This window comes from Pedobacter sp. KH_004 (genome assembly GCF_057840755.1).
On record NZ_CM174519.1, the window covers coordinates 122,065 to 140,804 of the forward strand.

Here is an 18,740-nt window from a genome sequence, read left to right on the forward strand (position 1 = left end):
AAACAAACCCGAGCTGTAGTTTACAACCCGGGATTATATGTAATTCGCCAGAAAAAGCATTAGGCTTTCTGCTTTGTTCTTTCAGCTTAGACTATGCTTTAGCCTTATTTCTATTTCCGCCGAACCTGCGGTTGTTACTGGCATTACGAGGTTTGCCGCTCATGTTTCCTTCACCGCCACCTCTTTTGCCACCACCGCCACCTTTCGATTGTGCTTGTGGCTTACGTTTAACCTGATTTTTGGCCAGCATACTTTCCCAAGTTAATGGGTAAGGATGGTTATCAACAACAGGTAAAGTAATTTTAATCAGTTTCTGAATATCCAATAGATACTCATTCTCTTCTGCATCGCAGAATGAAATCGCAATACCATTTGCACCCGCACGACCAGTACGACCGATTCTATGTACATAAGATTCAGGAATATTGGGTAATTCGTAATTAAAAACGTGAGATAACTGGTCAATATCAATCCCGCGGGCAGCAATATCAGTAGCCACTAAAACGCGGATTTTTCTATCTTTGAAATCTGTTAAAGCCCTTTGACGAGCATTCTGAGATTTATTTCCGTGAATGGCAGCAGCTTTAATTCCAGCATGTGCCAAATCTTTCACAATACGATCTGCACCGTGTTTTGTACGGGTAAATACCAAAGCTGTTTCAATCGCTTTATCTTCCAACAAATGGATTAAAAGTTTCTTTTTATCGGGCTTATCTACAAAATAAATCGATTGGTTGATGGTTTCAGCGGTAGAAGATACTGGTGTAACCTCCACTTTTGTAGGACTAGATAAAATGGTATTCGCCAATTTTTGAATTTCATCAGGCATCGTAGCCGAGAAAAACAAGGTCTGGCGTTTCGCAGGTAATTTAGCCACAACCTTTTTCACATCGTGGATGAAACCCATATCCAACATACGGTCAGCCTCGTCCAAAACGAAAAGTTCAATCGTATTTAAACTAATGAAACCCTGGTTCATTAAATCCAACAAACGGCCTGGGGTAGCCACTAAAATATCAACACCTTTACGCAAAGCTTCCACCTGCGAGTGTTGGTTTACACCACCAAAAATTACCAGTCTGCGTAAATTAAGGTTTCTTCCGTAAGCTTTAAAACTTTCTTCAATTTGAATGGCAAGCTCACGCGTAGGGGTTAAAACCAAAGCTTTTATATTTTTTGTTGCTTTAGTATTAATGTGTTTCTCGTGCAATAACTGCAACATCGGGATGGCAAAAGCAGCGGTTTTACCCGTTCCGGTTTGTGCGCAACCTAATAAATCTTTTCCTTTTAATATTGTGGGTATGGACTGCTCCTGTATTGGTGTAGGTTGAGTATAACCTTCTTTCTCAAGTGCCTTTAAAATTGGCTCAATGAGGTTTAATTCTTTGAATAACATGTGTTTTTTTCTGTAATATTTATCGAAGAAGCTAGAACAATCAATTGTTGAAGGACTAACTTGCGGAGAGAATATGCCATTCAGAATGGCAAGCCCTTATTCCTGCTTCGCTGCAAAGATAAGTAAATTAAAATGATTGAAGGAGTGAATTTCGAATGAATGACTTATTAAATGATTCATTCAGCGAAGAGCAACTAAATTTTGAATGAACGATTCGGATGGATTGACCGACTTAAGAATGGTTTATTCTATCATTCAATCATCCTCTAATTCAATCATTTTTCTTCCTTAAACCTGCTAAAGCAAATTAAAGCGATTAAACAAAGTCCAAAACCTACAATGCCATTTAAGCGTAAACCAAAATCATTTCCAGGGTCTTTGCCGTAGATGGTAAGCATGGCAAAAATGGCTATTCCAAGCGTTTGCCCTAATTTTACAAATAGGTACTTCACTGCAAAGAACATCCCTTCGTGGTTTTCACCAGTTTCTACAGTATCTTTTTGAGCAATATCAGCCAAAATGGCGTTGGGTAAAATTCCCAATGCAGCTAACGGAAAGGAAGCAGAAAGAACTAAAATATAAAGTTGAGTACGTGGCAAAAGGGGTAATTTCCCGAGAAAAAAGATAGTGACAAAGATTAAGCAAAGAACCACAAATGAAGCAAGAACAAATGGTTTTTTGCCAATTTTTGCCGATCCGAAATTAACTACCGGATAAAAAAGTAAAGAAGCCATCACCATTGCACCCATGAATTTTCCACCTTCCGATTCATCTAAGCCTAGTAAAACCGTACAGAAATACAATAATCCGCTGGAAATTATACTTAATGCCGTATAAAAAGCAAAATCTGAGATAAGATAATATTTGAAATTGCTATTTTTAAACGTGTTTTTAATCGCGGGCCAAAGTGGAATATGTGTAGGTTTAGCTAGCGAAAAATCTTTTTCGTTAATAAAGAAAACAGGCAATAACATAACCAGTCCTGATAAAATACATAAACCCCAAATGGCTATTTGTACAGCCTCGCTTCGATTTGTGATTGCAAAATGCTGTTGAACCAGATCAGCAAAATTATTGGTGCAGGCAGATAGAATAATCCCGATCACAAAGCCCACTTGCTGGTAACTGGATAATTTAACTTTTTGTCTCGGCGTATTTGTTACCTCAGCCAATAGGGCGTTATACGGAATAATGTAAGTGGTGACTGAAACGAAAAATAAACAAAGTGTTATGGTTAGCCACCAGGCATTGTGTAAACTTTCGCTTTTTTGTATTGGGTAGAAAACTAATCCACAGAAAATGATTGCCGGTATAATTGCCCATTTCATAAAGGGCATCCTTCTGCCCTTCGGGTTGGTGCTTGCGTCACTTTTAGAAGCGATAAAAGGATCGAAAACCGCATCAACTAATCTTCCTGAAGCTGCAATAATGGATAGTATGTTGAACAATCCTAAAAAAACAAGCTGCGGTACCAATGGCGGTAAGCCGGCGTTACTTGGTGGCAGATAAAAATATGGCAACATTACAATGATGATATTCGTCATTGTGCTCCAACCAATCATACCGGCGGCGTAAGCAATTTCTTGTTTTAGCGAGAGTGTTTTATTCATTAAGTTGGTTAAACTAGATTATTTATTTGTCATCTCCCTACGCTTCAGTCGAAAACGATCTGTTTTTCTATTCACTACAATTAGGTTTGTTTGCGCAGGGTAACTTAATTATTTTGCGGTAAAACGCCAAGGAATTCGTTAATAAAGGTTTCAAAATCAAAATTTATACCCGACAGAGAAGAAGTACATTTCAGGTGCGACAACCTTAAATAAGCTTTCATTCTGAGGCACGAAGCATCCGCAGACTATGAAATACCTTCTTGCTGCAGGCAGGCAAAATTGATTTTTTGTCGATCGAAGCTCCCAGAGGAATGCCTTTGGCATAAACTCTTTGTAATATTAATTTATCAAATGAGATTGTTGCGTACCTTGCAAGGACGACCGTTCTTAACATCAATAATATTGCTTTTTATGCGATAAATTAACCATCAAAATGAGATAAGTTTTAAAAACATTTTAAATTATTTCTTGTTGATCACTCTTGATATGAAATAAATCACTAAAAAGCCTATAAAAATATAAATTCCATTTAATGCAGCATTTGGGTCATCGGCATAAATGCTAAATGCTACAAAAGTATAGGCAGCAATAAATATGATGGGCAAAACAGGATATAATGGAACAGTATAAATGGTTTTCTTATCCAGATTTGTAGTTCGCTTTCGAAGAATAAAAATAGTTGCTGCAGAACTTGCCATACTTATGCTTTCCAGAAAAATGGTGTAGTTTAAAATCTTATCGAATGTTTTTGCATAAAAAATGATCACCACTGCCGCTACCGTAAAGATGGTTAAGCTCCAGGTAATAACTTCTGTTTTTTTGTTCACCCTACTGAAAAAGCCTGGCAAGGCGCCTTCTTCACCCATAGCAAACATTGCCCTCGGGTTGCTTAGCAGGTTTACATTTACATAACCCATCACGGAAATATAGATGATAACCGAAAGAATTTTGAAACCCGCTGGGCCAAATATTTTCGAAGCCAAAATTGCCGCAATACTTTCTGCGGTTTTCAGTTCTTCAAAACCGATGACTTTAACATAAACATAGTTAAGGATCAGGTAAAGTGTTACGATTATGGTTAAGCCGATGATAATAGATCGCGGAATGATTTTCTTCGCGTCTTTCACTTCGCCACCAAAATTAATCGTTTGTGCATATCCAGCGTACGAAAATGAAACTGCTATGAGGCAAAGTCCTAAAGCCTTTCCGTAATTTTGCCAACTTGGTGTAGCACCATTGCTCGTTTTGAAAACGGGAGCAACGTCCTGGGTTTGTCCACCGAAAAATACCGCACAAATTAAGGTTAAGATTAAGCCGATTTTGATAACGGTTAAAATATTTTGGGTTTTCGAACTGGCTTTTAAGCCGAGCAGGTTAATGAAGTAAAACATCAAAATGGTGGAGATGGCAATAGCTACTCGATAAGTTTCATTTTGCATTTCGGCTGGTAAAACAATTTTACTTAAGTATTCTGCACCGATAATTGATATTGCAGCAACCGATGCAGCACTGGAAATAAGCACAATGCAATTGATAGCGAATGCAATTGAAGGATGATAGGCTTGCGAGAAAATTTTGTAATAGCCGCCGGTTACCGGGTAACGGGAACCGATTTCGGCGTAAGTTAATGCACCACAAAAGGCTACAAAACCACCTATAAACCAAGCCAGATAAAATAATTCGGGCATTTGTGCTTTCGCAGCCACGTTTACAGGCGTTCGGAAGATGCCCATTCCGATGACCAAACTAACCACAATCATGGATAAATCGAAGAGCGAAAGTTGCTTTTTTTGTTGCATTAAGGAGTGATAAAATAACGGGGTGAAGATAGGTAAATAGGTTGGATGGAAGATGGATGATTTGAGATGTGAAAATGAATTAAAGTGTTCACCTATTATTCAATTTTAACTCCTACATTTTAGTCGTCTCTTTTGTTGAAATTTTATTTTGCCAGCCTCGCAGAATAAATCTATTATTGTATAATAATTTTTGCTATTGGAGATTTGCGAAGTCAAACAATGTTCACTTCAAAAAAACTCAATATCAAATTATCCCTTAATACTTGTCATGTTGAATGTTAAAGCTTGCTCCGAACCATCCCTCGGTATAGCTGCTTTGCGTTTGTGCAAAGTTCAATCAATCTGGTAACAAATAACAAAATTTATGGCAGAAGTAATTTATAACGACGACAGCATTCGCTCATTAGACTGGAAAGAACACATCAGACTACGCCCCGGTATGTATATTGGTAAGCTTGGTGATGGCTCTGCGCAAGATGATGGTATTTATGTTTTGTTGAAGGAAATTGTCGATAACTCAATTGATGAGTTTGTGATGGGAACCGGAAAAACCATTGAAATTACAGTTTCTGAGCAAAAAATAAACGTCCGTGATTATGGACGTGGCATCCCGCTTGGGAAAGTTATAGATTGTGTAAGCAAGATCAATACTGGAGGAAAATACGATAGTAACGCCTTTCAAAAATCGGTTGGTTTAAATGGCGTGGGTACAAAAGCGGTGAATGCTTTATCTACCAGTTTTACTGTACAATCTTACCGTGATGGGAAAACTAAAAAAGTAGAATTTTCGAAAGGTGAAATTGTAAATGAACAACCTGTTATCGATACCACTCAGCGAAACGGTACTGCCATAACGTTTTATCCTGATGAAACCATTTTCAGAAACTACCACTACATTCCCGACTTCGTGGAGAGCATGGTTTGGAATTATGTGTTCCTTAACACGGGTTTAACTATCAATTTCAATAACCGGAAATATTTTTCAGAAAGAGGTCTTTATGATTTGCTTTCCAAATTTAATAAGCCCGAAGAAATCCGTTACCCGATTATTCATATGATTGGTAACGATATCGAAATTGCGATGACGCATGGTCAGCAATATGGAGAAGATTACCACTCATTTGTAAACGGACAACATACTACACAAGGTGGAACGCATCAGGCTGCTTTTAGGGCTGCGGTGGTAAAAACTGTCAGAGAGTTCTTCAAAAAGGAATTCGATGCTGCCGATGTTCGTTCATCAATTATTGCGGCTATTTCCGTTCGTGTGCAGGAACCGGTTTTCGAATCGCAAACTAAAACGAAGTTAGGCTCTCAAAATATGGGACCTGAAGGACCTTCAGTAGCAACATTTATCAATGATTTTGTTAAAAAAGAGCTTGATGATTATCTACACAAAAATCCAGATGTAGCCGATGCGCTCTTAAAAAGAATTAATCAATCAGAAAGAGAGCGAAAAGATATTGCCGGAATCAAAAAGCTGGCAAACGACAGAGCAAAAAAAGCCTCACTACATAATAAAAAGCTTCGCGATTGTAAGGTTCATTTCAACTCTACACATGAGAAGCGATATGAAACTACCTTATTTATCACTGAAGGAGATTCAGCATCGGGTTCGATTACTAAATCCCGGGATGTAGATTGTCAGGCCGTTTTCAGCTTGAAAGGTAAACCGCTTAACTGTTATGAGCTAACCAAAAAGGTGGTTTATGAGAATGAAGAGTTTAACCTGTTACAACATGCTTTAAATATTGAAGACGGCTTAGAAGGTTTGCATTACAACAACATCGTTATCGCTACTGATGCGGATGTGGATGGCATGCACATCAGATTGTTAATGATGACTTTCTTTCTCCAATTTTTCCCCGATTTAGTAAAAGCAGGACATGTTTACATTTTACAAACCCCATTGTTTAGGGTTCGAAATAAAAAAGAAACCATTTATTGTTACAGTGATGAAGAGCGCCGAAATGCTATCGAAAAATTAGGAAATAAACCTGAAATAACCCGTTTTAAAGGATTAGGAGAAATTTCTCCTGATGAGTTTGGTTTGTTTATTGGCAAAGATATCAGGCTAGATCCGGTTATTTTGAAAGATCAAACCATTAAAAGTTTGCTGGAGTATTATATGGGAAAAAATACTCCCGACAGGCAGCAACACATCATTAGAAATCTGCGTGTAGAAAAAGACGAGGTACAGGAAGAACCTAAAATTATTGATGAAGTAGCATAAAATTCGGCCTTGATGTAATCGCAAAATAAATTAACGCAATGGAAACCCACTAGAAGTTCAGCAGGAAAGTATTTAATAGTCGCATTTTTAATCTTAGTCTTTTTAGGAATAACAGCAGCTTTATGTGTTAATTTCTCTAAAATACTACTCTTAAAATGGGTAAATAAAATTGCTCAGGTACAAAGTGATTTAACAAAACTAGATAGCTGTATTTTTAAAATTGTAAGATGCAGAAAATAGGTGTAGAATGTATGTTATTAGTGGGGAGAGAAGCTATTACAAGCAGTTCGTAAAAGAGATTAAGGAAATTTCCTTAATCATGGATACCATTGAGAAACAAAATAATAGAAAGAGCTTTTAGTTCTGATAGATTTGATCAGCTCATTCTTCAAAAAAGCCTCGTAACGCCCAGTTTATTCAGCTCAAAAGACTTTCTGATAGCTTAATTAACTTTTCAGTTGCGGTAGATAAAGATGTAGAAAAGATAAATCCTCAAAGCAAACTTTTTACCGCAAGGCAATTTAAAAGCATTGTAAAAATTGATACGGTAAAACCAAGTGTTGCCGCACAGCCAAAAAAGAAATTTTTCGGACGAATTATTGCCGCCATAAACAAAAAGGATAAAAATGGTGTCGACAGTTCAAAATTAACATTTATTAAAACCGTTATTACTGCCGATAACCTCCTCGCTCAATTTGGCATACAACAAATTATAACTCAACACCATTACTATTTAAAACTTTATCGTACTTGAACTTATTCAAAAAATTAGAAGCTGCGAAGACATGAATAAAAGATCCGTATCGATATTGGGTGTTACGGCAAATGTAATTCAGGAAGATCGCAAAAAGTACCTCGCTTCTGGCATGGATGCGTTAGTGCTCAAACCGTTTTTAGAGCAAGAGTTACTGGAGAAATCCTGAATTTATTCGCAAATAACAAACAAATTCTATCAAAGAAGATTTGGGAATAAAGACTAAAGACTAAAGACTTTTCTTTTCCGGTTCATCAACTGTATCTTCAGGGTGTTGGGGAGGTAGTATATCCACCTTTTTTTCTACGATAGTAATTTTTGTAAATACAGCATATTTGCTAGGTGCAATTCCGCCATCATATTTTTCGGCGTAAGCCTGGGTAAATTCTGCTCCAAAATATAAAATAATAGAGGTATAGTAGATCCAAAGCAAAATTACAATAATGGAACTTGCAGCCCCGAATGCAGAGCCTGGGTTCCCTTTTTCGATATAAATACCGATCAAATATTTACCTAAACTGAAGAGTACTGCAGTAAATAGTGCGCCAATGATAGCCGATTTCCATTTAATGATCACATCGGGTAAAACCTTGAAAATTACCGTAAATACTGCGGTTACCGCGGCCAAAGTAATCACGTTATTCAAAATGTAGATGATTAATGCCATGGTATCATCAGCCACAGGAACAACTTTGTCTATTTCAGTTTTTGATAACAATGAAATGAGTTTATCACCCAAGCCTACCACCACGCTATTTACAACTAATGAAACCAGTAATAAAAATCCCATTGAAACGATTAAAGAAAAGGAGAGTAGCCTGTTGGTAATCATTTTTAGCCAGCCTTTTTTCGGGATTGCTTTTACCTTCCAGATCATATTGATACTGTCTTGAATTTCGATAAATATGGCTGTGGATCCAACAATTAACACCCCAATACCGATAATTAATCCCATCGTTGATTGGCCAGTTTTATTTGCGTTCTCAACGAAACCTTGTAACTGAAGGGTAGCATCTGGACCCACCATATCACTCACTTGCGCAAAGAACTTATTCCTGGTTTCTGTATTCATTTTATCACCGAAGAAAATGGTAGCAGCAGATAAAACGATAATGATTAGTGGGGTTAAAGAAAATATGGTATAATATGCTAAAGAAGCACTTAATTTAGTGATTCTATCTTCAGCAAAACCCTTCCCAGCTGCTATAAAAAGATGATAAAGTGCAATAAAAAACTGTTTGATTTTTTTGATTAATCTCATTTAAAAAGTTAAAAAGGATAACCAATCCCAATATTAAAAATTAAATTCTGTCTGCGCCAATCCTTATTTCCAAATGCGATATCATCAAACACCCAACGCTGACCCTCGGCAAGATACGGTTTACGAACAGGAAATGCTACATCCAAGCGAACTACAAAAATTGAGGCATCAACACGCAATCCTGCTCCGGTACCTACAGCTAATTCGTTGAGCACATTTTTTAATTTAAATTCCGAACCTGGCCTGCCAGTATTTGCCGTTCCAGGAACGCCCATATCCTCTTTGCGTAACCAAATATTTCCAGCATCGACAAATAAGGCGCCATATAGAATACTTACAATTTTAAATCTAAGCTCCGAATTCAGCATTAATTTGATGTCACCACCTTGATCAGCAAAAATAGCATCATCTGGTACTTTGTATGTTCCGGGACCTAAGGTTCTGGCCGGAAATGCCCTGATGTCGTTACTACCACCAGCAAAAAACTGTCTAACAAATGGGAGTGAGGTACTATTTCCATAGGCATAACCGTAACCTAAATTCAATCTGTTTGCCCAGGTTACATTTCTGGTCACTTTGTAGTAATCTCTTAAATCTGCTTCTAATCTCACAAATTGCGATAAAGGAACGTTAAAAATAGAACGTTTGCCTTGTTCATCTTTTGGAACAAACGTTCCCCAAACATTACCACCAGTTTCTAGTGCACCGTAGAAAAATGTGTTATTTCTGCGGTTGGTTTCCATTTGGTTGGTATAAGTGAAGTTATAGCTACTACCAATAATAAGTTGATTTTCTAAAGTTGTTCGCAGTAAAGGATTAACCCTAAACAAACTGTCTCTAACATTTGAATCAGGGAAACCTGTTGAAATGTAACTTACCGAAATCGGGTTAAAATTATGCTCCTTGTACTGATTTTCTTTGAAGTTATATCCAAATTCTCCTTTAAAGGCATGCAAAGTATATTCTGATCCTCTGTTCAACATCTGGTAAGATAATGAAGCGATTGTTTTAGGGATAAAGGCTGTAGTACTATTGGGCTTATAAAACGGCACAATAAATCTTGGAAAGGTTAACTTTCCCTCTGCTGTAAGGGACAGTGAATTTTTACCTAATGAAGTACCTCTGGTTTGCGTTTCAAAACCACCACTCACACTAACATCCAGTTGCTCAGCCCCCCTGAAAAGGTTTCTGACAGTTTGCGTAACCTTTACTTCCGAACCTACGAAGTTGTTCGATTTACTAGTGCCCGTTACTGAGAAGGTAAGTGAATTTTTCTTTAGCGGTGTTAAGTAAATGTTCAAATCCAGTTCGTTATTCTTGAAGCTATCCACTGGTAAAAATTCGGCTCTAACATCTTGAAAGGCACCGATATTTACCATCCTGTTTAAGGATTGGTTATGGTCTTTGCGGTTATATGCTTCCCCTTTTTGAAAGAAAACCAATCGGTCGAATAATCTGGGCTTGAAGGTATTGCGGTCATCGTAAATATTAAAATCATGATACTCCAAAGGCTTCAATTTACGCAGTATACTATCTCTGCGGAGCGAGTAATTCGGATAAATTTTAATATTTTTTATGGTATAGGGTTTCAAAGCCGCGTCTGGAGCAATATCTTTAACCTTAACCGTAACATCTACCAGGTTTTTACCTAGCGTGCTATCTACCTGCATAATCAAATAATCAGGACTGAAATAGAAGTATCCACTCTCTTTTAAGTCGTTATCAATTCTGATTCGCTCGTTTTTATAAACATCCAAGTCATAAAAGTCTCCGACTTTTAATAGCGTTTTATCTTTATTGGCATTAATGATTTTAGTTAACACGCCAGAATCAGGAGGGAAAGTGATTTTGTTAATTTTATACCTCTCGCCAGTAACAGCAGTATAAACTGCCTTTCCTTTTTTATCTTTAACCACGGTGTCGCCTGTTACCGCTGCTTGTAAATAGCCTTCACTTAATAAATAGCTAGTCAATACATCGTTATTGTATTTCAATTTAACTTCACTCAAAAGCACAGGCGGCTCACCTTTTTTCCTGATCCAGTTTCTCAAACCTTTAGGCTTTTTAGGTTCACCAGCAAAGTTGTAGATAGCCAGTTTGAGTTTGTTATTCGGGCGGGGCCGGGTTTTACTTTTTAAATCAGTCTTTACTTGTTTCTCATCATCAATTTTCCCTGATGAATCTGGGTTGATGATCACATCTGCTCCCGTATATAAAATTTGTCCAGGTTTTAAGGATTTCGTACTACTGCAACCTGCATAAACTAAACAGGCCAATACAAATAAAATAGGTCTAGTTAGTTTTCTCATTTTGTGCTTTCTGTTCAATGTTTCTTGTTCTTCTATTGCGTTTTTTCTGGAAAATTTCTCTGAATTTGTTGTAATCAACTACTAACGTAAAACCTAATCCGGTTTCAATAATCTGACCTTGTACAATTACATCGTTTTGGTTACGTCTGTAGGCTCTTAAACGGTACCTTCCATCGGCAGATAAGGCATATTCTACGTTTACATTACCCGCAATATCGGTAGATTTTTCTCCTGGTGCTTGCGGTCCTTCCAATGCAAATGAACTTCCGACGGTAACGGTTAACCTATCGTTCAATAGTTTCTTAGATAAACCAATTTCCAAGTCCGTTTTTTGTTGCATAGATCCGGTAGAATAATCTTCTGATGAATTTACACCGAAGTTCAAATCAACGCCTTGAATTAAATCGGAGGTTAAATTATTTAATTGTTCTGTTAATAGTTTACTCACGCTTGATCGGGCAAGTGTAGAAACACCACCGCCACCGCCAGACAAGCTTTGGAAAGGATTGTTTGCAATAAATCGGTTGAGTGCCAATAATGCAAAAACCTGTTTATTTAGTTCGCTTTCATCACGATTAACGTTTTGAAGTCGGGTATAAGACAAACTCCCAATTTCTGTAGCTCTTTCATTTTCAGGCAAATCGATTCTGAATGAAATAGTAGGTTTTAATAACTCACCTTTCATCATTAAATAAACTTGAAATGGAATTTTGGTTTTGGCCTGTACTAAATCTGGCTGGTTAAGCAAATCAATAGGAGCAGCATTAACTTCATACATTGCCGTTAAATTGGCATTAGCAGAAGTGGGCTCACCTGTCCAGACGATCGTACTGCCTTTCACAATTCGGAATTCCTTTTTACCTAATGGCCCAACAGATAAATTGTAAGAACCATCCACCACTTCGTAACGTCCGGTTAAACTTATTTTTCCGCTTGGATCCATGGTTGCATTCAAGTCAGCATCTCCCTTTATGTTAAGTGCATCCCCATTTGAGGGGTCAACAACAACATTTAGTTCTGCTTCTGGATCTATTTTCACTGCAGCAACTAAATTTATTCCCTTTACTGGCGATTTGCTGATGCTATCTATCTTAAGTGCTTTTTGACCGTTAAAAGGAGGTGCATCGGCGTCAATAAATTGAACAATTCCATCCTGATCAATGATTGATGGATCACTCGAAGGTAAAGCAAAGAAGAACTTAGTGCCTTTATTTACCGTGATATTCATGTTTACATCTGGCTGGTTTAAATCGCCACGAACTTTAATGTCGCTGGTTAAATAAACCGTACCATAAATCATCTCATTATCGGCAGCAGTAGAATTAATTGCCCGGAAATTGTTCATTCTGATATCCAAACCGAAGCGATAATTTTTATAATCTGTCGTTAAAACCTTTCCATTAATAGTTGCTTTCTGGTTCAAAGAATCAATTAATGTAAAGTTATTAAAGGCAATCCCCTCGTTAGTAAAAGATATCTTCTCGTTCGGCAAACGGAAGTATGAATTTACATAAGCCACATTTATTCCAGCGTTATTAAAGGTTAAATCGCCTAATATTTTTGGCGCAGTTAATGCCCCCTTAACTGCTAACGCCCCAGTTAATGTACCCGTTCCATTTTTCAGCTGCCCTTGAGATAAACTCTCGATATTTTTCATCTCGATTTTATCGATATTCACGGTTAAATCCAAAGCGCTTTGAGGGGCGGTGTAATAAAATCCATTCACTCTTAAATCGTGAACACCAGTTAAAGCCACATTAATTTCAAAGGCATTTTGTGTATTGTTATTAGCAGCCACACGCAAAGTACCAAGCTGGTCTTTTTGATAACGTAACTGATCTATCGTTAAGTTGGCTTCAAACTTGGGGGTCGATGCCAAATCTTTCACATTCGCAGTTCCGTTTAAACGGCCGCCAACTAAAGTAGTATCCGTTTCTGCGAATTTGGTTAGCGTTTCCAATTGAAAATCTTTAAACTCAACACTCAAAGGTGCATTTGGCTGGGTGGGATTGCTATTTATTGATAGCGACTGACCGCTATTGCTAATTGCAAACTGATTGACTAATATTCCGGATTGACCGAATTGAATAAAATTATCTTGTGATACGACCCACTTTTGATAATCCAATAACAGTTTCTGCGGGTCCAGTGTAAATTTAAAATCTTTGTTTATGGATTGAAAATTACCGCCAATTACATATTTATCTTTCAATTGTCTATCGCGAAGGAAGATATTAACACCCAATAAGTTGTTTAGTGCTTCACCACTTATTTCGGTGTTGAACAAGGCAATGGAAGGACTTTGCAAACTCTTCACCGTTAGTGCATAATCGAGTTTGTTGTTTTCGTTATTAATGTTAATTGAAGTAGTATCAATTTTAAAATCTCCATAAACTACCTGCGGGAAATTTCCTTTAATCTGTATACTGTCTTTCTGGGTATCAATTAAACCATAAAACTGCGATTGTTTGAAAACAGTCAGCTCTGGTACAAACTGTTTCAGTAATTTCGAATCATAAATTTGAACAGCGAACCTCATCCTCTGATCAGGAATTTTGGTTACCTGCCCAAAAGAATAATATTTGTTGATTTCGTTAATGAATGCACTACCGATTTTTGTCAGCTCGTACTTCCCATCAATTTTTGCCGATATGATTTCCGACTTCAACGAAAGTTCATTTTCTGTAGCTGTCGACTTTGCCCGAACTGAAATGGTATCAACATTGATTCTTTGCGCATCTTTAGCCAACTGCAAGCCTGTAATATCTACCGAACCATTTAAATAATCTGCATCGGCAGTTTTTAAATCAACTTTTATTAAACCAGCAGCGCTTAACAACGTTGGACTAAAGTTGAGGGCCTGAAGATTTAATTGTTTTAAGTTCAAATCAGCTTTTACGGCAGGGTATTTCCCCGCAAGGTTGGCTTTGGCATCCAGAAGGAAATTTACGTTGCTATCTGGCATGTTACCTTTAATGGTAACGTTCTGATTAGCATAAGTTCCTGCCAGATTTAAGTTTCGGTAAGTATATTTATTGTAGTAGGCATTTAGCACCCTGGCGTTGAATTTGGCATTTATTTTTTTAGGATCAAGCCCCGTTCCCACCACGTTAGCTTTAACCGTTATTCGCCCTAATTTAGGCTGCATTTTTAGCAAGCGACCAACATTAAAATTGTTCAAAGAAACATCAGCTTTATAATTCTCTCTCCCGTTTGGTCCGCTCATCGCTGCGGTTAAAATTGCACCTCCCATATCGGTTTGAATGTTCATGTTGGTCTTAAAGTCCGTCATCGAACCTTTAAATTTACCATTGGCATTTATCACATTTGGCAATTCGATTGTAGATGGAAGCGATCTTCTTGGAACGGCAACTAAAATATCACTCTTCGTAACGTAGAGTTTTTTAATATTCAAATCAAGGAAAGTTTTGTTAATGTCGGGCAAACCTTTAGCAGTTCCGCTAATATCGATTTGTGTATTTTTTAATCCTGTAATTTGCAAGCGAGGAATGTTAAGGTTATTTAAATAGCCATTCACATCTGCATTTATTTTTATTTTTTCATTGCGGTAATTCGCTGGGATGGCATCACTAAAATAACCCGCATCTTTTAGTCCGATGGTTGTATTTTTTAAGCTTAATGCTAATTTCACTCTTTCAGGATGTTTGGTTAAATCATCCATCGAAGTAAAATTTAATTCCGTAGCATTTTCAATGGTGGTATTTGGTGTTTTTAAAACAAAGTTGCTTAGCTTTATTTGCTTGTCGTTGTAAACAGCGTTTCCTTTTAACTCATTCAACGCAAAACCACTTTTCTCCTTTAGCGAACCATTTTTAACATTGGCCTTAATGCCCTCGGTACCGTAACTTACATCGCCGGCGCCAAAATTTAAACCAGTAATTTTTAAATGATTAAAATCCATTCCCTTAGGCGCAGCTTTTGCACCTAAGTTGTCAAATTGCACATTATTGTCAGCCAGGCTAATATTTTTAATCATCAAGCCCAGCGCCGATTTTTCAGCAACAACGTTGTCTTCGACCTTTTTTAAGTCGTTACCTGGAGCAGGTTTAAAAGCAAAGAGGATATTCGATTTATTTAACTTAGCATCTTCTACCGAATATTTACTATTCGTTAAATCGACTTTCAAGTTAATCAGGCCCAATTCCTTAACATCCGCTACTGCCTTCGTAGTAGAAATCTGATCGTCGTAATTTACTTTCACATTGTTGAAAGCAAAGTTCTCTACCTCAATCAATGGCAGTTTTCCCGTTTCTTTCTGGCTGCTATCTACACTATTGGTAACATGTTGGACCAGTTCTACCAAAGGTTTTTGCTGTAAATATCTAAGCGAGGTATTATTCAACGCCAAATCTCGAATCACGTAATGCTGACCAGCTAAATCGAAAGTTTTCAGTTTTGCCTTAAATGCGCCAAGGTAAATTTTAGCATCATTACCCGCCACATCATCGCGATAATTAATGCCTATATCTTCAAAAGAAACCTTATCGACAGAAAACTTCATGGTGGATGTGGTATCCTTATCCACCTTTTCCTCCGGCTTCTTTTGATCGCTCATAAAAGCATCAACTAAAAAAGAAAAGTTGAAAGTAGTGTCTGGCGCAATCCTTTTAACGTTGGCACGTATGTTTTTTAGCTCAACACTGTTAACCTCAACAGTATTGTCCATTAACTTAAATAAACTAATATCAACCGCTAATTTTTCAGCAAATAACAAAGTATCACCTTTTAAGTCTTCGATATAAAACTTGTTTAACACCACATCTTTGGGTAATGCGATTTTAATACTTTCAAGGCTAACTTCAGTCTTTGTTTTCGTTTTAAGGTAATCAATAGCTTTTCCCTTAACAAAATTTTGGACTGCAGGGATGTTGAGCGAGAGCGCAATCGCGACCACCAAAATGATGATTGATGCAATTACCCAGAGCAAAATTTTTAAACTTTTACGTACGTATTTATTCAAAGCGAATGTGTTTGGTGGTTGTTAAATGCCAAAAGCGTGCCATTAAAATTAAATTTAAGACAGTTATTTGTAATTACTACAAAAATTAAACTAAATTGTTCGCCCGCTATAAAAATTTAACAATAGCTATTTATTAAAGCATTAAAAATGAAATTATTAAATCTTAATATAACCTTCGAACAGTACAATGGGGTTAGCGAATTAAAGGAGCAAGACGCAGCACTTTGTGAAAATGCAGAGAAAGCATTAACAAGTTCGTATTCTCCTTATTCAAGATTCAGGGTAGGAACCGCTATCAGGCTGGCTTCAGGCGAGATAATACTAGGAAGCAACCAGGAAAATCTGGCCTATCCTTCTGGTTTATGTGCCGAGCGTGTTGCGCTTTTTTCCATTGGTGCGGCCTATCCAAATTCGGTGATCGAAAGTATGGCCATTACTGCGCAAACCGATGCCTTTGAAATCCTGAAGCCCGTTACCTCTTGCGGTGGTTGTTTGCAAGTAATGGCCGAATTTGAAAGAAAGCAAGCATCGCCAATTGAAGTAATCTTTTACTGTTTAAACGGCGAAGTTTTGAAAGTGCCCAGTGTACAAAGTTTGTTGCCATTCTCTTTTGTAGAAGATCGTTTAGGGGCTGAAGTTTAAAAATAGTTGAAAATGGACAGTTCGGTAGTGATTGGTGAGTTCAGGCCTGCTATCGCTGCAAGTCCTCGCTTTTATAAATGCAGAAAATGCTTTTAATCTGCGAGCCATTCCCTTTATAATCTTCGGTTGAAGTTTTTGGGTCGGGTTTCAGTCCCATCCATAATATTATTCTTTAAAAAATGCTTTTTATTTCTTGATATTCAATAAATTAGAAGAAAAATCATCAATATGGAGAATGAACAGAAAAATATTTTAACTCGGCGAAGGTTGTTACATTTGCTTGCGATGTCTTCAATTGGTTCAGCTGCACTGCCTTCTCAAGCTTTTGCCGATATTAAATCGCAAAGCGATATTTTTGATGATATTAAGAAACCTATTTTCATTCTTGCAAATTCTGGTAAAAAAGGTAAAATCGGTGACGGAGAAATCAGTTTTAAACTTAATAAAAGCCAAACCGATGGCCATGTCGGCATAACCGAATCTACACTACCTGTTGGTTATTTGGGCGCCCCGCCACATTATCATAAAACTTTCGATGAGATTTGTAGAGTGACACAGGGCGTTTTAACCATTATGGTTGGCAATGAATTGTTTGAGGTAAAAGCTGGTGATTGGCATTTACGTCCGCGAGGAATTGTTCATAGTTTTTGGAACACAGGCAAAGAAACCGTAAAGTTTATAGAATTGTACAGTCCGGCTGGCCACGAAGCATATATGAGCGATTTGGCTGACTTGTTTATTAATAATCAACGACCAAAACCTGGTGATTTGGATCGACTGGCGAAACAATATGATATCACTTTTGATTGGCCAAGGTTAAAAGAGATCATGGATAAATATAAAGTTCATTTGTAATAAAAGAGCCAGAAAGGTTTATTTCAAAGTCACATCCAAATAAATCGAGTGGCGGCTATAAGAATCGTAAATTGGTTTAAAAGTAACACTTGAAAAAACTGATGAATTTACGGCCCAAGCTTATATTCGGATCACTAAGCCGGTTAAAATTCCAGGAGTACACAGTTATGAGTTAATAGGAGATTATAAACATGAGCGTGGCGCAACGCAGGTTAAACTTTCCACTTCTAATGTGGTGCAAGTCATTTTCAACTAAATAATGAAGTTTTACATATTGTTTTTTGTTACAATCTATTTTGAATTTCTACTGTTAAGCTATAAACAAAAATACTATGTGGGTTTTATGGGCTATGCTGGCAGCAATATCAGCTGCATTGGTAATTGTACTAACAAAGGCGGGATTAAAAAATGTAGATTCCAGTTTGGCTTTTGCCATTCAAGCCGTCTTAATTTTACTCATTACCTGGGGAGTAGTGTTTTATCAGGGCAATTTTAGCGATTGGAAGGCAATCGAAAAAAATGCATGGATATTTCTGCTTTCGGCAGGGGTTTTTACATCGTTGTCAACTTTGTTTTCGTATAAAGCGTTATCAATGGGTCCAGCATCTTATGTGGCTACTATTGAAAGAACCTCTTTAGTGATTGCTATTGTTTTATCGATCATCTTTTTGAAAGAAAAAATCACCTGGCAAATTGTAGTTGGTGGCACGGTGATGATTGCCGGTGCGGTACTCATCGCTTTATCAGATTCTGCTGAGTAATCTTCAAACAATTTCCCAAGGTTTTTTGAACAGGTTTGATATACTCTAACCTAATTACAAATTGCCTCGCCGATATTTCCGGTACTTAAATGTGAATAACCTGTTTTTACACTGTGCAATCATTTTTATTATATTTACG

General features: G+C 37.3%; 11 protein-coding genes. 5 read left to right on the forward strand and 6 right to left on the reverse strand.

Annotated elements, in window-relative coordinates:
• Window positions 1-91: 91 nt before the first annotated feature.
• From AC3ITD_RS00565 to AC3ITD_RS00575, 3 genes are all read right to left on the reverse strand, one after another.
• Window positions 92-1,396 (reverse strand): DEAD/DEAH box helicase, encoded by a 1,305-nt coding sequence (locus AC3ITD_RS00565; RefSeq protein ID WP_489363163.1) that lies wholly within the window; start codon window positions 1,394-1,396, stop codon window positions 92-94.
• 275 nt (window positions 1,397-1,671) lie between these two features.
• Entirely contained in the window at window positions 1,672-3,006 is a 1,335-nt protein-coding gene (locus AC3ITD_RS00570; protein WP_265798083.1) for an MFS transporter, read from the reverse strand.
• A 461-nt stretch (window positions 3,007-3,467) separates the two neighbouring features.
• Window positions 3,468-4,805: an APC family permease gene (locus AC3ITD_RS00575; RefSeq protein WP_489363166.1), complete on the reverse strand. Its 1,338-nt coding sequence runs from the start codon at window positions 4,803-4,805 to the stop codon at window positions 3,468-3,470.
• Between the two features lie 364 nt (window positions 4,806-5,169).
• Here AC3ITD_RS00575 and AC3ITD_RS00580 point away from each other — a divergent pair, with 364 nt between their 5' ends.
• Complete coding sequence (locus AC3ITD_RS00580) at window positions 5,170-7,038, forward strand: DNA topoisomerase IV subunit B (RefSeq protein ID WP_265798085.1); 1,869 nt, start codon at window positions 5,170-5,172, stop codon at window positions 7,036-7,038.
• Between the two features lie 785 nt (window positions 7,039-7,823).
• On the forward strand, window positions 7,824-7,961 hold the full coding sequence (locus AC3ITD_RS00585; RefSeq protein WP_265798087.1) for a response regulator: 138 nt from the start codon (window positions 7,824-7,826) through the stop codon (window positions 7,959-7,961).
• A gap of 60 nt (window positions 7,962-8,021) precedes the next feature.
• On the opposite strand, the gene AC3ITD_RS00590 is transcribed toward AC3ITD_RS00585, so the two are convergent.
• Genes AC3ITD_RS00590 through AC3ITD_RS00600 form a run of 3 tightly spaced genes read right to left on the reverse strand, consistent with a single transcriptional unit; the run spans window position 8,022 to window position 16,343 of the window.
• Window positions 8,022-9,053, reverse strand: a complete 1,032-nt coding sequence (locus AC3ITD_RS00590; RefSeq protein WP_489363169.1) for a YihY/virulence factor BrkB family protein — start codon at window positions 9,051-9,053, stop codon at window positions 8,022-8,024.
• A gap of 8 nt (window positions 9,054-9,061) precedes the next feature.
• Window positions 9,062-11,362, reverse strand: coding sequence for a translocation and assembly module lipoprotein TamL (gene tamL, locus AC3ITD_RS00595; RefSeq protein ID WP_489363171.1), 2,301 nt, complete (start codon window positions 11,360-11,362; stop codon window positions 9,062-9,064).
• Window positions 11,346-16,343, reverse strand: a complete 4,998-nt coding sequence (locus AC3ITD_RS00600) for a translocation/assembly module TamB domain-containing protein (RefSeq protein WP_489363173.1) — start codon at window positions 16,341-16,343, stop codon at window positions 11,346-11,348. Before AC3ITD_RS00600 ends, tamL begins: the two co-directional genes overlap by 17 nt.
• A gap of 147 nt (window positions 16,344-16,490) precedes the next feature.
• Between AC3ITD_RS00600 and AC3ITD_RS00605 the strand changes: the two genes are divergently transcribed.
• The 3 genes from AC3ITD_RS00605 (at window position 16,491) to AC3ITD_RS00615 (ending at window position 18,601) form a co-directional block, all read left to right on the forward strand.
• Window positions 16,491-16,985 (forward strand): cytidine deaminase, encoded by a 495-nt coding sequence (locus AC3ITD_RS00605; protein WP_489363175.1) that lies wholly within the window; start codon window positions 16,491-16,493, stop codon window positions 16,983-16,985.
• A gap of 228 nt (window positions 16,986-17,213) precedes the next feature.
• Complete coding sequence (locus AC3ITD_RS00610) at window positions 17,214-17,840, forward strand: cupin domain-containing protein (protein WP_489363177.1); 627 nt, start codon at window positions 17,214-17,216, stop codon at window positions 17,838-17,840.
• A gap of 332 nt (window positions 17,841-18,172) precedes the next feature.
• Window positions 18,173-18,601 carry an EamA family transporter gene (locus AC3ITD_RS00615; protein WP_489363179.1) on the forward strand — a complete coding sequence of 143 codons (429 nt, stop codon included), beginning with the start codon at window positions 18,173-18,175 and terminating at the stop codon, window positions 18,599-18,601.
• Window positions 18,602-18,740: the final 139 nt, after the last annotated feature.